Origin of the sequence: Flavobacterium sp. PL02, assembly GCF_035013205.1 — a bacterium.
Lineage (GTDB): Bacteria > Bacteroidota > Bacteroidia > Flavobacteriales > Flavobacteriaceae > Flavobacterium.
Window position 1 is genome coordinate 301,155 of sequence record NZ_JAYGJP010000002.1, and the last position, 17,093, is coordinate 318,247.

A 17,093-nucleotide genomic window follows, 5' to 3' on the forward strand; every position below is an offset into this window, starting at 1 on the left:
ATCTTAGTTAAAGAAGATTTTAATTACTTCTTTAATTCTATTTTTATCCTCAATTGTTAAATTGGAACCTGACGGCAAACATAATCCTTTTTCAAATAAATCTTGGGCTATTTGATTTCCATAATAAGGATATTTTTCAAAAATTGGCTGCAGATGCATCGGTTTCCAAAGTGGACGTGTTTCAATATTTTGGTTTTTAAATGCTAATCTTAAACGTTCTTTGTCTATTTTTTTTTCTTTATTTGGTTCAATTAAAATAGTATTTAACCAATAATTCGAATAATAGTCTTCATTCAAAACTTCAAAAACCTCTACATTTAGTATGTCTTTAAAAACTTCTTTATAAAAAAAATGATTTTCTCTACGGGCAAATACATTTTTCTCTAAAACCTTAATCTGTCCCAGACCTACTCCTGCGCAAATATTACTCATTCTATAATTGTAGCCAATTTCGCTATGTTGGTAATGAATGGCTTCATCTTTTGACTGTGTAGCATAAAAAATAGCTTTTTCTTTTAAATCATAGGAATTCGTAATTAATGCTCCTCCGCTGGAAGTGGTGATTATTTTATTTCCATTAAATGAAAGAATTCCAAATATTCCAAATGTCCCGCATTTTTTCCCTTTATATGAACTCCCAAGAGCTTCGGCACTGTCTTCTATAATTGGAATATTATATTTATTTGCAATTGCGTGTATTTCATCAACTTTATATGGGTTTCCATATAAATGAACCGTAATGATTGCTTTAGGTTTTTTACCTTTTTCAATTCTATCTTTAATAGCAATTTCTAATTGCTCCGGACATATATTCCAAGTATCTGGTTCACTATCTACAAAAACAGGAATTGCTCCTTGATATAAAACAGGATTTGCTGATGCTGAGAAAGTCAAACTTTGACAAATAACCTCATCCCCAGTTTCAACTCCCAATAAAATTAGAGCTAAATGAATTGCCGATGTACCTGAATTTAAAGCTGTAACAAATGATTGCTCTTTAAGATAATTTTCTAAAACATTTTCAAAATCATCTACATTTGGTCCTCCAGAAGTTATCCAATTTGTTTCCAAGGCTTTTTGAACATATTCTTGTTCAAAACCGCTTTGTTGCGAAAGTGATAAATAAATGGGTTTATTAAGCATTGATTTTCCAATAATCTGATGCAAAGCGAACGTCGTCATCACTAACTTTTGATAGTGGTAAAGTAGAAAATGAAATTAGTTTTGAGTTGCTTTCCAAAGATTCAACTGCATTCGCATATCCTGCCGGAATATGAAGTATTTTACTATCATTTGTAGAAACAACTACAGTTTCAATAGTTAAGTCTTTAGAAGGCTTATCCCAATTGTCAATTTGAACAAAATGAATTTTGAATGATCCATTTAAACAATAAAAATTTTTAGCATCTAATTTGTGACCCTGCCAGGCGCGAATTGGGTTTTCATCAGAATTACTTATAATATAAAATCTTTCTATATCCTTAAAACTAAAATCATTTACAAACGAAATAGTTCCGCGATGATCTGAAAAACTTCCTCCATTGATTATTTTAGGAATCATGAATTTAATTTTAAATTGTTTTTGTTTAACAAATAAAACTTAAAAGAATATATCAAAAGTAAAGGTGTTATTACAATTACAAACAATAATACATCTTGAACTTTTTGATATAAAAAGACAACTAAAGCTGAAACTAATATTTGAACTATAGCATAGTATAGGGACACTAATCTATGCTGAATTTTATATTCATTACTCAGAACCTGATATAAATGCAGACGATGTGCCTGAAAAATATTTTGTTTTAGATACAGACGATGTATAATAGTGCAAATTGCATCAACTCCATATACAGCTAAAAACAAAAGCCATACAAGTGAATTTGTTAGCAAAATAAGCTTTAAAACCAAATAAATAACCCAAAAAGCAATCGCAATGCTACCTATATCTCCAGCAAAACATTTCGCTCTTTTTCTATAATTAAAAAACAAGAAAACCAAACTGGCAATCATTGCATACTTTATAAAAACAGCATCAATAAAAAATTGAATATTTTTATTAACAAATAGTAGTGAACCCATTACTACAAGAGTGTATAAGCCCGTTATTCCGTTAATACCATCCATGAAATTATAAGCATTAATTACCCCTATAGCCAGGATATAAGTGATAATAACTCCGTATAGCGGCATGAAATCAAAAACTCCTAAATCATAAAAAATCAAAGAAATAGATAAAAAGTGAATTGAAATTCGGATTTTATTGGATAAACTTTGAATATCATCCCAAAAACTAACTAAACTAACTAATGTAATTCCTGTAAAGAAAAAATAATTACTATCGATGTGTTGCACGAAATATAATAAAGCTGCAAACCAAAAGATGATACCTCCCCCTCTTAACGTAACTTCACTGTGGGAACTTCTTTCGTTAGGCTTATCTACAATGTTAAAGCGATCTGCTACTTTAAAATAAAGTAACATCATAATCATTAAAAGAATTCCAAGTATTGTGTATTGCATTATTTATTTATGAAGCTTTTTATTGTTTTTTCTAGTCCCTGCTGAGCAGTATTCGGAAGTTTATCAACACCTAACGCAGTTTTAATTTTTTGATTTGAGACCCTATAATTTTCGGTTAACTTTTGAATTGTTTCCGAATTTAGAGGTAATTTTATTAAATCTCCAATTCTTCCAAGGCTATTAATTATAGATTTTGGAATTGCGATTGATAAGTTTTTTTTATTAGCAACAGATGATATAATTTCAACCAATTGATTTGTTGATAAAACCTCATCATCTGCAAAATTATAAATTCCGGAAGATATGTTTTTATTTAAAATAATCTCCTTGATCAAGAAATTTAGGTTATCGATACCTAAAAATGATCTTTCATTATGAAAAGCAGCTAAAGGATAAGGTATTCCTTTTTTTACTAGATTATAAAATAAATTTAAATTTCCTTTGTTACCTGGACCATGAATCATACATGGCCTAATTATAAAAACTCTTTTGCTTTGCGAAATTTCCTTGGATAATATATATTCCTCAGCTTGCAACTTGGATTGACCATATGGAGTTTTGGGATTAGCTAAGACATCTTCATACAAAACTTCTATAACCTCATCAGCTACAGCTTTTACACTACTGAAGTAAATAAAGTCTCTAGCTTTACTTTCTAAAAAAGCATCAAATAATTCCTTAGTTAAATCGGTGTTGACTTTAAAATATTCTGAGGTATCACTCGATTTCTTGGTATCATGCGCTTTTCCTGCAAGATGAATTATGACATCTGCCTCAAAATTCTTTTTCCAGTTTAGATTTCGTAGAGAAATAGGATTAATTTCAAAAGAATTATTTAATAAATATTTAGAGAGATTTTGGCCAACGAAGCCTGTCAATCCTGAAATTAAAATTTTTATCATCTAAATAAGTGATGAAATTTTAAATATATCTTTCATTTTATCTTTTAAAATAACTGGTGAGAAGCTTTTATTCACATATTTTAAATTGTTTAAACCAATTTCATTTTTTTCTTCATCATTTAAACTAGCAAATTTCAACAATTCTGTTACAATAAACTCCGATTCATTATGCCCTGTAATAATGTTACCTGGCAAATCAAATAATATATCTGTAATGTGCGACTGCTTTGGTCCAATATAAAGAACGGGTTTCCCCACGTACATTGCACCATAAATTTTATTGGGATGTGTAAAACCAACTTGATTTTCACCCATAATTACAACTTGAATGTCAGAAGATCCAAGCGAGTTATGAATATTTTCACGTGGTTGAAATGGTAGCTGTATTATATTTTTTAAATTATTCAGCTCTTTAAAATTTGTCACATCTTTTTTTCGCACTCCTCCTCCAACAAAAACAAAAAGAAATCGATTATCATTTTTCAATAAGTTTGCTGAATTTAACAATGTATCTAATGGATGAACATAAGCATGATTACCAGAATACATTATTACGATTTTATCTCCAAACGCATTTTCTACTCTAAACGGATTACTTTCCCTATCTCCTTCATAAAGTCTATCAATTACAGGCCAAACAGGAATAGTATATATATTTGATTCTAAAGCTCCTCTACCAATCAAATATTGCGTCATAAATTTGTCAAGTGAGATAATTTTCTTTGAGTTTTTTATACTATAATTCCCAATAAAAGTAAAGAATTTAGCCGCTAAAGATTCTTTCTTTATTAGATTTGAAGCTATTGACAATTCGGGTTGCAAATCCATAATCCAGTAATAGAAAGGAATCCTATTGAACTTAGATATCAATACCCCTAAGAAAGATAATAGAGGAGGCACCGTTGTCCCAAGTATTAGATCATACTTATTCTTTTTTATGAACAATAATTTTATTGAAATATTGAAACTAAATGTAAAAAAATCAACTATTCTAAAAAAAGCATTTCTCTTGCCAAATTTAGATTGATTAATTCTAACTATTTTTATTCCGTTTACCTCTTCAAATTTAGGATATTTTATATTCTTTTCTTCATAAGGATATCTACTCGAAAAAACAGTTAACTCATGTCCATTTTTTTGAAGATGTTCTGCTAAATCCCATAAATGCTGCGAGACAGAGACTGTATCAGGATAAAAAACCTGCGTAATTAATAATATTTTCAAAAGTGTTAATTCTTTTATAAGTTAAACTCAAAAAAAGTTTTTTTTGTTTAGCTGCCCATTTAAAGAGCAGCTTTTAATCTTTATCAAATTACTTCGATAATTTTACTTGCTCATTAATCCAAGAAAAAGTTTTTTCCATTCCTTTTTCTAATGGTTCAGAAACTTTCCATCCTACTTTTTCTTCATATAATTTATTATCAGAGTTTCTACCTCTTACACCAACAGGGCATTTGAAACCATATTTATCAATAAATTCTTGTCCAGCAATATTTTTTATTTGAATATTTTTATCAGAAATTCTAATTGCCATTTGTGCCAATTGATTAATCGTTACCATTTCTTCTGAACCAATATTTACCGGCCCTAAGAATTCACTTTCCATTAATCTTAAAACAGCTTCTACACATTCGTCTACATATAAAAAACTACGAGTTTGTAAACCGTCTCCCCAAACTTCAAATGTTCCGCCTTCTGGGTTTTCTGCCGCTTTTCTTAACATAGCCGCCGGAGCCTTCTCCTTACCACCGTTCCACGTACCCTGTGGGCCGAAAATATTATGAAATCTTGCAACTCTTACATTTAATTTATAGTTTCTATTAAATGCAAAATATAAACGCTCACTAAAAAGTTTTTCCCATCCGTATTCAGAATCTGGATTTGCAGGATAAGCTGAAGACTCTTCACAATTAGGATTATCTGCATCTAATTGATTATGTTCAGGATACATACATGCAGAAGAAGAATAAAACAATTTCTTAATATTCTTTTTTACACATTCATGTACAACATTCAGATTGATTAATGCTGAATTATGCATCACATTCGCATCGTTTTCTCCTGTAAAAATGTAACCAGCTCCACCCATATCAGCAGCTAATTGATAAACTTCATCATAGCCTTCTCCAATTACTAATTCAACGGCTTTAGGGTCACGTAAATCTGCTAATATAAACTCATTACAAATTTCTTGATGATCAAAATACTCGTGATTTTTTATATCAGCTATTCTCACGTAGCATCCTTCATTTTTCAATCTTTTACCTAAGTGCCCACCAATAAAACCACCTCCACCTAAAACTATAACTTTTTTTGTTGTTCTCATTTTACATATATATATTTAAATATTTCTTTTTAAAACCCTATTAATTTTTCCAAAAAAATCTCATTGTAATTTTTAACGGAGAAAAAAAATCGCATTCATTCTCAGAGCTTTTTGAATCTCTTTAGTAATTAATTTACGAAGAGGATTCGGAGCTACTTAAGCATCCAATAAGCATAGCAGTAGTCGTTATTCTAGAATATTTCCAGCTTATTTTGTTTTTAGAAATAAACGACTAATTAATTCATAATCTGCTCCAATCTTAAAACCTAAATCATAGTTTCCATATTTATAGAAAAAATCGCTTTTAAGTTTTTCGGGATTCCAATACTTAGAAGAATACAACATAATAACTCTACCATTTTCTTGATGATGAATGATGTTTCCAATTGATGTATCAATATCATTTTGCTGATGAAAATTAACTATTTCCTCAATAACAGTATTTGAATTAAATGTATCATCTGAATTAAGAATAGCAATTAAATTTCCTGTAGCTAATTCAATTCCTCTATTCTCTGCATCATAGACCTTTATCTGGCTCTAAGATCCATTTTAAAGTTGTTCTTATTCCTTCTTTTCTTGTGTAAGGCAATACTGGAGCTATTTTATTTGTGTTTGCTAAATTTATAATATTGTTAGTTGTCATATTTTGCAAACGAAATGAGTTCATAGGGAAACTAATTTTAAATAACTTCAAAACATCTCCAAAAAAAGCTGCCATTTTAATTATAAAATATGGCATTCTTTTAATTTTGTTCCCGTATTCACTTGCGATCTCATTTCCCCAATCTTCAATATTAATAGCTGGATCATCTCCAATAAAAAAGACTTTTTCTTCTTCATCTTTTGTTTCCGAAAAAAGTAAACTCTCAATTTGAAAAATTGAATTCCCTACATAACCATAAGTTTTTGTACAAGCTCTCTTACCAATATGAAAATATCTTCCTGCAATTACCATATCAAAAAAATTTCTATAAGGCATCCCAAACCAAGGTCCCCAAATTGAAGTTGGTCTTATTATTGCCCAATCGCAAGCAGGTTTATTTTCCCATACTTTCTGTTCCGTTTTTACTTTACTCTCTCCGTAGACAGTTGTTGGTGTATAATCAAATTGATCTTTAGGATAATATCCTCCTCGACATACTAACATTGAAGACGTTATAATAATTTTTTTAATTTTTTTTAACTCATTTACAATTATTAGTAAATTTTCTACTCCTAGAATATTGACATCGTAGTCTTTTAAAACTATTCCATCCAAATCGGTTCGAGCAGCTAAATGTAAAATATAGTCTGGATTAAAATTAAAAACGGATTCTCTTAATTTTTCTAAATCATTGATATCTACATTTATCCAATACTTATTTAATTTTTCCCTTTTCGGTGGATTAATATCAATATTTAAAATTTCGTGGTCATTCAAAACCATTTTTTCCGTAAAATTAGTACCAATAAATCCTGACCCACCTGTAATTAAAATTTTATATTTAGCAGTCATTTTTTTGTTGTTTAATATTTTTTTGATCGTTTAACCCTATATAATTCCATAAAAAAAGCTGACCGCTCATTTCTTTCCTAAAAGTAAATTCATTCTATCGCCAAATCTAAGGTCAGTTCTAATTCTATCTAAACATTTAAGATTATATTAGATAATCTTTATTACTAATAATTGCATTAATAAATTATGTATACAATAACTTCTAAGTATAAAAATCAAAAAAACATTTTTATATACAAAGTTATAAATTGTTCTAATTCTCAAAATTACTAAGTCTTCAGATACTTATTGGATATTTGTCTATAATAAAGTAAATGATTATCTGCCATTTTTTGTGAGGTGAAAAACATATTTGCCTTATCAAAAGCACGTTTACCTCTTTTTTGGCTTTCAATATCTGCCAATTTGATAGCTTGGGCTAAAGATTCTGAATCGTCCAACTCAAAAAAACAAACTTCATTATCATTAAAAATTTCATAAAATGACGCTAGTTTAGAACACACTATTGATTTCTGCGCCAATGCAGCTTCAACCATAGCTAATCCAAATCCTTCCGAATATGATGGCATCATGTATATGTCAAAGAATTTTAAATAAGAATAAGGGGCTTGTATATATGGTATAAATAAAACTCGATCTGACAGATTTAATTTCTCTACGTTTTTTTTAATTTTGGCCAAATATGGCCCTTGACCTATTAAAACAAAAACATAATCGGGTAGTAATTCTAGAACTTTTACAACTTGTAAAAGTCCTTTTCCTTGAGTTATATATGCATAAGATCCAAGAATTTTATACCCTTTTTCTTTATATAATTGAATTGAATCTTCTATTTCCTTATTAATATTTACATTATCGATATTACATCCATTGTGGATTGTTGTTATTTTATTTAATAATAATTTATTGTATTTGTCTTTTATTTGGTTAGAAATAGAGACAACTCCATCAAATTGTCGATGAATGAAACACCAATAATGAGTTAAAAAATATGAGGCCACATTATTATACTGAATGGAAAAGCTTTTAAAAGTATCCTGATGGATTGTACTTATAATCTTTGCGTGCATAATTTTTTTTCTCCATTTAAACACATATAAATCAGCTCTAAAGGTATGACTATGAATTATATCATACTTATCAAAATCAATAACTACAGATTTATTTATATGATAAATATCACAGTCAAAATCTAATGTTTTTTCATTATCATCAAAATAATAAACATCAATTAGATCTACCTTATCTTTAAGATATTTTACTATACTATGAGCAACAATTATAGGTCCTTTATTAATTAAAGCTGGTAAAATAAAAGCAATTTTCATGTAATATCTATCTTATTTAAAATTACCTTTTATTAGGGCAAGTTTTAATCACTTTTAAAATTAAATTAATTCTGTTTTACTTTAGGCAAACTACATAAAACAAAATAGAAGACAATTGTTGACAAAAAAGAATGTCTTTTTATTCCATACTTTATACAAAAACTAATAAGTCTAATATTATTATATTTAATTACGTTTAAATATCCTTCGAGTAATTCTAAGTTTTTAGGCAGCAACTCATTTTTCAATTGTTCGGCAACAGTATTAATCATTTTAATTTTTTCCCATTGAACTTTTTTCATGCTATTCCAATTCATGAAAAGTCTTTTAACTCGAGATAAATTACTGTGATCATTATAATTTCCCGAAACGTTATTATCATGTTGTCTATATAACATTAATGGTATGTCTAAATGATCAATTTTAGCGCCAATACCAGTAGCTACCAAAGCAATCCAATAATCGTGATTTTCAGCCTCTAGCGGTATTGGCAGGCATTTTTCAGCTAGCTGGTAATTAATCATCATTGTGCATCCGTAAACTGTATTTTGAACAATCACTCTCTTAAAAGATGGCTTCAAAAAAGATGATCTAATTTCTTGAACATGCTTTGGCAGCTTCTTCAAATTATTATCCGCATAAAAAAAACTTGAATACAACATAGTTGGTTTGTGACTTTTATCAACAACATGCATCATTTTTTCAACTTTGTCAGGAAACCAATAATCATCTTGATCACAAAAGAATATAAAAGATGCCTCCTGTGCAACAGCAACTTTAATCAAATTGTGAAAATTTTGACAAGCACCTTTTCCTTTATTTAGATCATTTTCATCAACTAATTTTATTCTAGCGTCTCTCTTTATATATTTTTCAATAATTCCTAAAGTACAATCCGTAGAACCGTCATCACGTATCAACAAACACCAGTTTGTATATGTTTGAGAAAGCAGACTCTCCAATTGTGTTTCAATATATTTTTCTCCATTATAAGAGGCTAATAAAATATAAACCAATGACTCCATAAATAAATTTTAATAAAGAAATTTTAACCTAGTATTTGTGACTTAAATATATTAACCATTAATATTCCAAAAGCCCAGACTACAATAATTAATATTGAAATATATCTAGGTCTAATCGTATAATATATAAGCGGTAATAATATTATTTCTACCACTCCCAACAATTCACTAATTCTTCCAGCTAGAACAGGCATCATAGCCAACGCTGGATACATAAATAATGAAATAGCATATATATTTAACAATAAAACAGTATATTTATTATGACTCATTAATAACTCACTCTTATACAGCAAAAAGTAAAAAAAAAGGATTCTCGCAAGAAAGACATAATTAAAAACATTTATTTCTGTCAAAAAATCAGCTGTTCCTAATTCTTGCAATTGAGCATATACATCTAATTTTTCTTGTACATAAGGAATAGGTATAAAATTTAATATCGTTACATTCATAAAATAAACACAGTAACTAATAGGTATTATTATTCCTACAACAAAAAGATTGATCTTATTTTTAAATTTACCTAAAAACCATAATGGTAATATAATTAAAGAAGAAACATGAAAAAACACCGCTAACAGAACCAACACTAAAAATCGTTTTAGATTTCTGTCATAAATTGGTTTAATACATAGAAGCAAAAAGCCTGAAGCTACCCCCACCCGAATTTGAATGACTTCGTGAAGTATAAAAAAATTACTAAAATATATTATTAGAGACAGGAACCATAAATCCGTCAATTGTTTTATTGCTGTTAATTTCAAAGAAACCCCTATGATAGCATATACCAGAAATACAAATAATATGTTATCAAATATAAATTGAACTATATGAGAGATAAAAACATAGGAGAACTCTACGATGACATCGCCTGTTCTTGCGTCTTCATACATCTCTTTATAATTAGCATAATCTGGATTTCCCTGTTCACTTCGAAAACCAGCTATAAATATTAAGATAAAACCAACAAAAGTGTACAAAACATATTTATTCAATACATCTTTTGGTGAAAAAAAAGCAATGAATGAAAATAAAAAAAAAACAAAAAACAATATAGAAATCATTCGATATCAGGAAAAAGAAAATATTATTATGTGCAGCATAAAAAATTATATTGACTAAATATTTGACAGTTTTAATGAAAAAAAGCACAGTTCAAAACCATAAAACTATTTAAAATCGAATCTTTTTAATAAAAAATCCCATTGATATTTGTTTTTTATAAGATCTGTCGATTTCTTCATTTTTTCAATATATTTTTTATCAATATTCATAATAACATTCTTCCAATCACTGAATGAATTAAATAAAATCACATCATCATTATAAAATACATTTTGTAATTCTTTTAATGGTGTAGAAAAAATGGGAAGACCCGCAGTTAAATAAAATGATACTTTTGTTGGAAAACATAAGTTATAATAAAACCTATCCTCATTATAAGGAATTATACCTATATCACATTTTGAAACTAAATAATGGGCAATTTTTTCTTCAAAATTACCTAAATAAAAAATATTATTGGCTAATTCAATTTCCTCTAACCATTCTCCTTCATTTCCTAAAACAATAAGCAAATTATCTTTATCATTATCAAAAACAGCTAATAAATCTTCTATTTGTCTTCCTTTATTAAGACTTCCAGCATAAACAAACTTTAGTTTGTCCGTATTCATCCACTCTTCATTATTAAACATAAAAGAATAATCACATAGCTCTGGAGCTCCATTAACTATTACAGTAGAATATTTTGGCAGAATAGAATATTTTTCACTTACATAATGTTTCATTTCATTAGATGCAAAAATATAATTGCAATTTTCAATTGTATAAAGTTTATCTTGTAAAAAGGAAAAAAAATCATCTACCACTAATTCCAAATCAATAGATTGTTCATAAATCAAATCATTTACCTCTAAAATTAATTTATTTCTACTTGAAATTTTCTTAAGCAGATAAAAAACAATTTTTCGAAAAAAAACAATTTTCATAAAAAAAATCGGAAACAAAATCCATAAACTTCCCTGATGAATAAGTATACTTCTATTTTTAAGAAAGTATAAAATACTAATTGTTTTGAGTCCAAACCAAAACCTCTTACAAATATTTTTACTGTAGATATTTATTTTTATAGCATCCAGATCTGAGACTCTTTTATAAAAAGCATTATTTCGAGACATTCCGCCTTCTCTTACAGATTCTGATAAATGGTATATGTAATATATTTTCAAATTTTAACTTATTTAGTTAAAGATTATATAGCTTTAATATACAATCTCTTTCTTTAGAGCTTCTAAAAATTGCTTTCCATATTTCAAATCAGGCTCCATATAATTTCCTTCTGCCCATTCATTCCAAGATTTAAGAAATATTACTTTATTTTCATCTTCCTTATTAGAAACCATTTTTGCAACATCTCTTACATGCTTGCTAAAAACACCAGGATTTGTTTTTGTAATAATTAATCCTTCTATACCACTTCTAGGAGTATGATCCCAACCAGGAATAATACTTGGAAATACATTTTCCTGCGTATCTTCGGTTTTCGAAAGAAAGTATTTTGACATTACTTCATAAGGATATGACAAAGCAACACCTCTCAATAGTCTATTTAATCTCCCCTGAACTCTCTGATAAAAAGTACGATGATTGATAATATAATTATTTAATCTAGTTGTATTAACTGCATCTACACCACTATTTTTGATATCCTGTAAACTATTTTTCATATCATTATGATGTCCTATAAAATAAATGCCTTCTAATTCATTTTCTATCGCCAATTTTCTCCAGGTTTCCATAAAAACTAAAACTTCCGGATCTCCTAAAGGTTTATAAATCATAAAAATAGGTTTGTTATTTATTTTTATATATCTATGATCTTTAAAAGCGGGTAATACTTCATAAAAATGAGCTATGTAATCTTCAACTCCGGGATAGAGCTGCTCAATTAAAACATTACGGTTTGTCATACCATGTGCAAAACCTTTCCATGTTTCATTTGCCCATGCTAAACAAAATGGGAAATCAGGCTCTCCGGAAGCCAGAACTTCATTAAATGGTCGCTCTATAAGTCTTTTACCATTACCAAACCAATAATGCCAATAACAAAAACCTTCAACGCCATATTCTCTTGCCATATCAGCCTGTGCTTTGCGACTTTCTGGTACTCGTAAATCATAATATCCTAAATCAGCAGGTACTCTTGGCTGATAATGACCTTTAAAAAGTGGTTTTGCTTTGCCTACATTAGTCCATTCTGTAAATCCTTTTCCCCACCATTCATCATTCTCTGGTATGGGATGAAATTGAGGTAAATAAAATGCTATAACTCTAGCCTTCACTTTCATAATAATTATTTTTTTACGAATCCTGAAATTATCTTTAGCGGATTTATTGAGAAAATTTTTGACAGTAATAAAACGGTAACTAAGAGAACACCGCTTTTAACTAAAATAGAATAAATAATTTGATCTATTTCTACTATATAAACGAACAAAATTATAAAAACAGCTGCTATTATAAATCCTAAAAAAGGCCTTATATGATTGATATTCAATCTTGAACATCTAATTAAAATAAATGACTCGACCGTTAACGCTAAACTGGAAACTAAAGCTGCACATATAAGCCCAAATTTTGGCAAAAGCAAAATATTAAGTACAATACTAATACTTGCACCTATTATACTAACAGCAGAGTTCATTTTTGTTTTACTTTGTGCAGTAATTACGGTTCCGTAAAGCATTCGTATAGAAGAACTATACACTCCTATTATAATCATGGGCACATAAAAATAGGCATTATGAAATTTTGCAGTTGACACTATTTGAAAAAATTCTTTTGAAAACAATGTCAAACATAATACACCAATAAGCAAAACATAAACAAACGAATTTCTAATTTTTTCAAAAACGCTTAAAAAATCCTCTTGTCCCCAGCTTTTAAAGATAAAGGGTTCAAATGCTTTATAGGCACCATAAGAAAATATATTAAGAATGAGCGCCAAGGTCGCAGCGGTCCCATAGATCCCTAAATCACTCAGATTAAGATATTTGTCAATTAAAATCCTATCTGATATTGTCGTAATATAATAGGCAAGCGAACCTGGCACAAGAGGCAGCGAAAATGCAAGTACCTCCTTTATTTGTTTGTAGTTAAAATTCCATACAACATGATTACGTATTGAATACAAAAAAATAAGTGCAAAAATTAAATTTACTATTAACCCTGCATACAAAACTCCTAAAGCTGAAAAATCAAAATAAATAACTAAAATTAAGGTTAGCACTAATGTAATAATTCCTCTTGTTACATTTAAAATTGTTAAAAATAATGGCTTTTCCAGTAACCTATATAATGCCGAAGGCAAAATAGAAAAGATATTAAAAAAATTAGTTAATACACCTATAATAATATAAGGAAAAAAAGGGATATTACTTCCTAAAAGACTAAAAAACTGACTCCCAAATAAGAAAAAAAACAGTAAAATCAATACATTAAATCCAATAACAAAAGTAGAAAGATTTCCTAATAATTTTTTCTGAGCTAATTCATCTTCACATCTATAAAAAAAGACTAGATAATAGGTATTTGTACAGAGGAAACAACATACTAATAAAAATGTTGATAAAGCATTAATGTAATTTACAATACCGTAATCTGAAGGTGTCAAATAATGTGTTAAGATCGGAAACGAAATAAAGCCCAAAAGCCTCGGAATAATATCACCTAACGCGTAAACAGTAGTGTTTTTTATTAGTTTTCTGCTTTCTTGCATCTCTAATTTTGAGATTATTGATTATTGATTATTGATTATATTTAAAAAATTATCTTTATTAAATTTTTTAAAAAAAACACTAAATTCTTTATTATACTTAATTTCTGATTCTATTTCATTTCTTACTGAAAAATCTTTTATATTTTCAAATAAAAAAATATTGGGAATATCAAATGAATTCTCAAATTTATTATAGTCCACTTTTTTGTATATGTAAATATTTTTTTTGTTATGAATTAATTCGTAAATAACTGTAGAATAAACCACAACGAAATCATTACAAATTTTCATCAACTCTAGCACATCTAACCGATCTGCTATTAAACTAATATTAGTGTAATTTTTAAATATATTTTGATATGTGGTATAAAGAGGATATTCTATTGGATGCAGTTTAAATAAGATTATATAATCTGGGTATTTTATTGATATTTCAATAGCAATAGATTTTAAAACATCGAAATGAGACGGAGAAGAAATTATGACTATGTTTTTATTAAAAGTACTTTTTTCGACAGTCTTCGATAACTTTTCACTTCCTATTTCTATACATTCTGAGGGTATATTTTTATCATCTGTCCAAAATTGTGAGAAAGTTAATAAGTATTTTGAAAATGAAATGCTATTTAAATCTATATTTTCTAACGAGAAATAATTATATAACAATGTAGATTTAACGATATCACCATGTTGAAATTCGAAAGTTGCTATATTTAAATCTTTCGCTGCTAGAAAAAGAGCTTTTTGTACACCTCTCTGAACTATAAAAACCCTTTTAATATTTTTAAATTTCAATAAGAAATGATAGAAATTATAATCAAAAAGAAAATCCTCATATAAAGACTTATATTTATCATAATCCATTTTTTGATTGAAAAAGCAATCAATATCATCGATTATTTTATTTAAATTTATCTTTTCCTGCTCAGAAATTGATGGCTTAAAAACTCGTAATTTTCGAAATATAATTCTAATATCAAAAACTCTTCTTTTATAATTTGAATATTTTAAAGTCGGAGAATTTAATTCATAATAAATATTTTTACCGATGAGTGAAGAAACCTGATCAAAATAACTATCATATTGAAATCCTTTAACATCTTTTGTTCTCGATTCTGACAAGAAAAAATCTTGATATTGTAAGAAAAAAAGCTTAAAGAAAGATAATAATAATCTTCCTGAAATTTTTAAACGTTTTTTAAATTTATTAGATAGTGTGTGTTTTTCACAAATAGTAATTCCATTTCCATAACATAGTTCTAAAAAAACATCAAATCTTAAGATATCCCAAAATGGAAATCCTCTTTCTGTCTTTAAATCAAATACATTATACCTATTTTCAAACTCGAAAAAAAATTCATGAAATTCTGGTTTAGGAATTTCTTCCTCTTTTAAAAACATTTTTACTTTTTTTGTATTAGGCATATATTAATCAATTTTTAAGTCCTCTACTTTAATTTTTGCCAAATAAATTGATGATTTTTTTTTATTTTTGTGAGACAAGTAGTCCACATCACTAGGAAAGTCTTTGACTTTTCAATTTGTCATTATCATCGCTATTTGGTACGGAGCAAGAAGAAAAAAAACCAAAACATATAGTAAACTAGATATTTTTATTTTCATAAATTTTATTTAATGATGTTTTCCCATTTTAATGTATCTCCTGTTTCTAAATCTATCGTTGCTTTTTGCCCTAAAATTTCTTTGTAATATTTCGGATGCATTCCAAAACCAGGCCTGATGGAACGTACATTTTTCTCAGTTATAACTTCTCCTGCTTTGATATCTTCAACAACATACAACGATCTTGAAAAATCCTTCCCTTTGGCTTGTTTTTCAGTCAAGATGTAATCTACTATCCCAATTGCACTCTCTGCTTCCCGAACTGCTTTTACCATACCAGTAAATTCCTTTTCATTCATAGAAAAAGAAGCATCTGGACCACCTATAGAACGATCTAATATAAAATGCTTCTCAATAATTTTAGCTCCAAATACAGTTGCAACAATTGGAACAGTTGCTCCCATTGTATGATCCGAAAGACCACTAATTACATTGTATCGTTCAGATAAATCTTTTACCATGCACATATTAGCTTCTTCAATTGGAGCAGGGTAACTAGATGTACATTTCAGCAATGCAACATCTTTATTTCCCATTCTATAACAAGCATCTAACGCCAATTCTATATCTTCTAATTCAGCAATTCCCGTAGATATAATGACTGGTTTCCCTTTTGATGCCACATATTCAATTAAAGGAATATCAGTAATTTCAAAAGAAGCAATCTTATAAGCAGGTACATTCAAAGTCTCTAAAAAATCAACAGCTGTTTTGTCAAATGGGGAAGAAAAGCAAACTAAACCTTCTTCTTTTGCCACTTTAAACAACTCCTCATGCCACTCCCATGGAGTATAAGCTTCTTGGTACAATTTATAAAGATTTTTACCTTCCCAAATTGTTCCTTTAATTAAAAAATCTTCTTTATTAGAATCAATTGTTATAGTATCAGCTGTATAAGTTTGAAATTTTATGCAATCTGCTCCTGCTCGTTTTGCGGCACGAATAGTTTCAATAGCAGTTTCTATACTACCATTATGGTTAGCTGAAAGCTCTGCAATAATGAAAACCCTGCTTTCTTCATCTATTTTGAAATTATCTATTTTCATTCTGTTTTCTTTTTATGTAATGAAAACTATTAAAATTATCAT

The 17,093-nt window shown here is 28.3% G+C and carries 16 protein-coding genes; all 16 read right to left on the minus strand.

From position 1 onward, the window contains the following. Window positions 1-3: 3 nt before the first annotated feature. Complete coding sequence (locus SHI72_RS09270) at window positions 4-1,143, minus strand: DegT/DnrJ/EryC1/StrS family aminotransferase (protein ID WP_323489980.1); 1,140 nt, start codon at window positions 1,141-1,143, stop codon at window positions 4-6. Next, entirely contained in the window at window positions 1,136-1,561 is a 426-nt protein-coding gene (locus SHI72_RS09275) for a hypothetical protein (RefSeq protein ID WP_323489796.1), read from the minus strand. Before SHI72_RS09275 ends, SHI72_RS09270 begins: the two co-directional genes overlap by 8 nt. Then, the gene (locus SHI72_RS09280; RefSeq protein WP_323489797.1) at window positions 1,558-2,523 is read right to left on the minus strand and encodes a glycosyltransferase family 4 protein; all 966 of its coding nucleotides are present in this window, start codon (window positions 2,521-2,523) and stop codon (window positions 1,558-1,560) included. Before SHI72_RS09280 ends, SHI72_RS09275 begins: the two co-directional genes overlap by 4 nt. Then, window positions 2,523-3,425: an NAD-dependent epimerase/dehydratase family protein gene (locus SHI72_RS09285; RefSeq protein ID WP_323489798.1), complete on the minus strand. Its 903-nt coding sequence runs from the start codon at window positions 3,423-3,425 to the stop codon at window positions 2,523-2,525. The genes SHI72_RS09280 and SHI72_RS09285 overlap by 1 nt, the downstream gene beginning before the upstream one ends. After that, entirely contained in the window at window positions 3,426-4,649 is a 1,224-nt protein-coding gene (locus tag SHI72_RS09290; RefSeq protein ID WP_323489799.1) for a glycosyltransferase family 4 protein, read from the minus strand. Window positions 4,650-4,737: 88 nt separating this feature from the next. After that, window positions 4,738-5,751 (minus strand): NAD-dependent epimerase/dehydratase family protein, encoded by a 1,014-nt coding sequence (locus SHI72_RS09295; protein WP_323489800.1) that lies wholly within the window; start codon window positions 5,749-5,751, stop codon window positions 4,738-4,740. A gap of 207 nt (window positions 5,752-5,958) precedes the next feature. Then, window positions 5,959-6,285 (minus strand): glycosyltransferase, encoded by a 327-nt coding sequence (locus tag SHI72_RS23600; RefSeq protein WP_416348471.1) that lies wholly within the window; start codon window positions 6,283-6,285, stop codon window positions 5,959-5,961. Further along, a complete protein-coding gene (locus SHI72_RS09300; protein WP_323489801.1) occupies window positions 6,272-7,249 on the minus strand; it encodes an NAD(P)-dependent oxidoreductase in 978 nt (325 codons plus the stop codon). The genes SHI72_RS23600 and SHI72_RS09300 overlap by 14 nt, the downstream gene beginning before the upstream one ends. A 269-nt stretch (window positions 7,250-7,518) precedes the next feature. Then, window positions 7,519-8,577 carry a glycosyltransferase family 4 protein gene (locus SHI72_RS09305; RefSeq protein ID WP_323489802.1) on the minus strand — a complete coding sequence of 353 codons (1,059 nt, stop codon included), beginning with the start codon at window positions 8,575-8,577 and terminating at the stop codon, window positions 7,519-7,521. Between the two features lie 65 nt (window positions 8,578-8,642). Beyond that, a complete protein-coding gene (locus SHI72_RS09310; protein WP_323489803.1) occupies window positions 8,643-9,602 on the minus strand; it encodes a glycosyltransferase family 2 protein in 960 nt (319 codons plus the stop codon). A 23-nt stretch (window positions 9,603-9,625) separates the two neighbouring features. Beyond that, entirely contained in the window at window positions 9,626-10,666 is a 1,041-nt protein-coding gene (locus tag SHI72_RS09315; protein WP_323489804.1) for an EpsG family protein, read from the minus strand. A gap of 105 nt (window positions 10,667-10,771) precedes the next feature. Then, complete coding sequence (locus SHI72_RS09320) at window positions 10,772-11,593, minus strand: hypothetical protein (RefSeq protein ID WP_323489805.1); 822 nt, start codon at window positions 11,591-11,593, stop codon at window positions 10,772-10,774. Between the two features lie 273 nt (window positions 11,594-11,866). Further along, entirely contained in the window at window positions 11,867-12,952 is a 1,086-nt protein-coding gene (locus SHI72_RS09325; protein WP_323489806.1) for a glycoside hydrolase family 99-like domain-containing protein, read from the minus strand. A gap of 5 nt (window positions 12,953-12,957) precedes the next feature. Continuing rightward, entirely contained in the window at window positions 12,958-14,382 is a 1,425-nt protein-coding gene (locus tag SHI72_RS09330) for a lipopolysaccharide biosynthesis protein (protein ID WP_323489807.1), read from the minus strand. 21 nt (window positions 14,383-14,403) lie between these two features. Further along, complete coding sequence (locus SHI72_RS09335) at window positions 14,404-15,807, minus strand: hypothetical protein (protein WP_323489808.1); 1,404 nt, start codon at window positions 15,805-15,807, stop codon at window positions 14,404-14,406. A gap of 203 nt (window positions 15,808-16,010) precedes the next feature. Further along, window positions 16,011-17,051: a pseudaminic acid synthase gene (pseI, locus tag SHI72_RS09340; RefSeq protein ID WP_323489809.1), complete on the minus strand. Its 1,041-nt coding sequence runs from the start codon at window positions 17,049-17,051 to the stop codon at window positions 16,011-16,013. Window positions 17,052-17,093 lie beyond the last annotated feature (42 nt).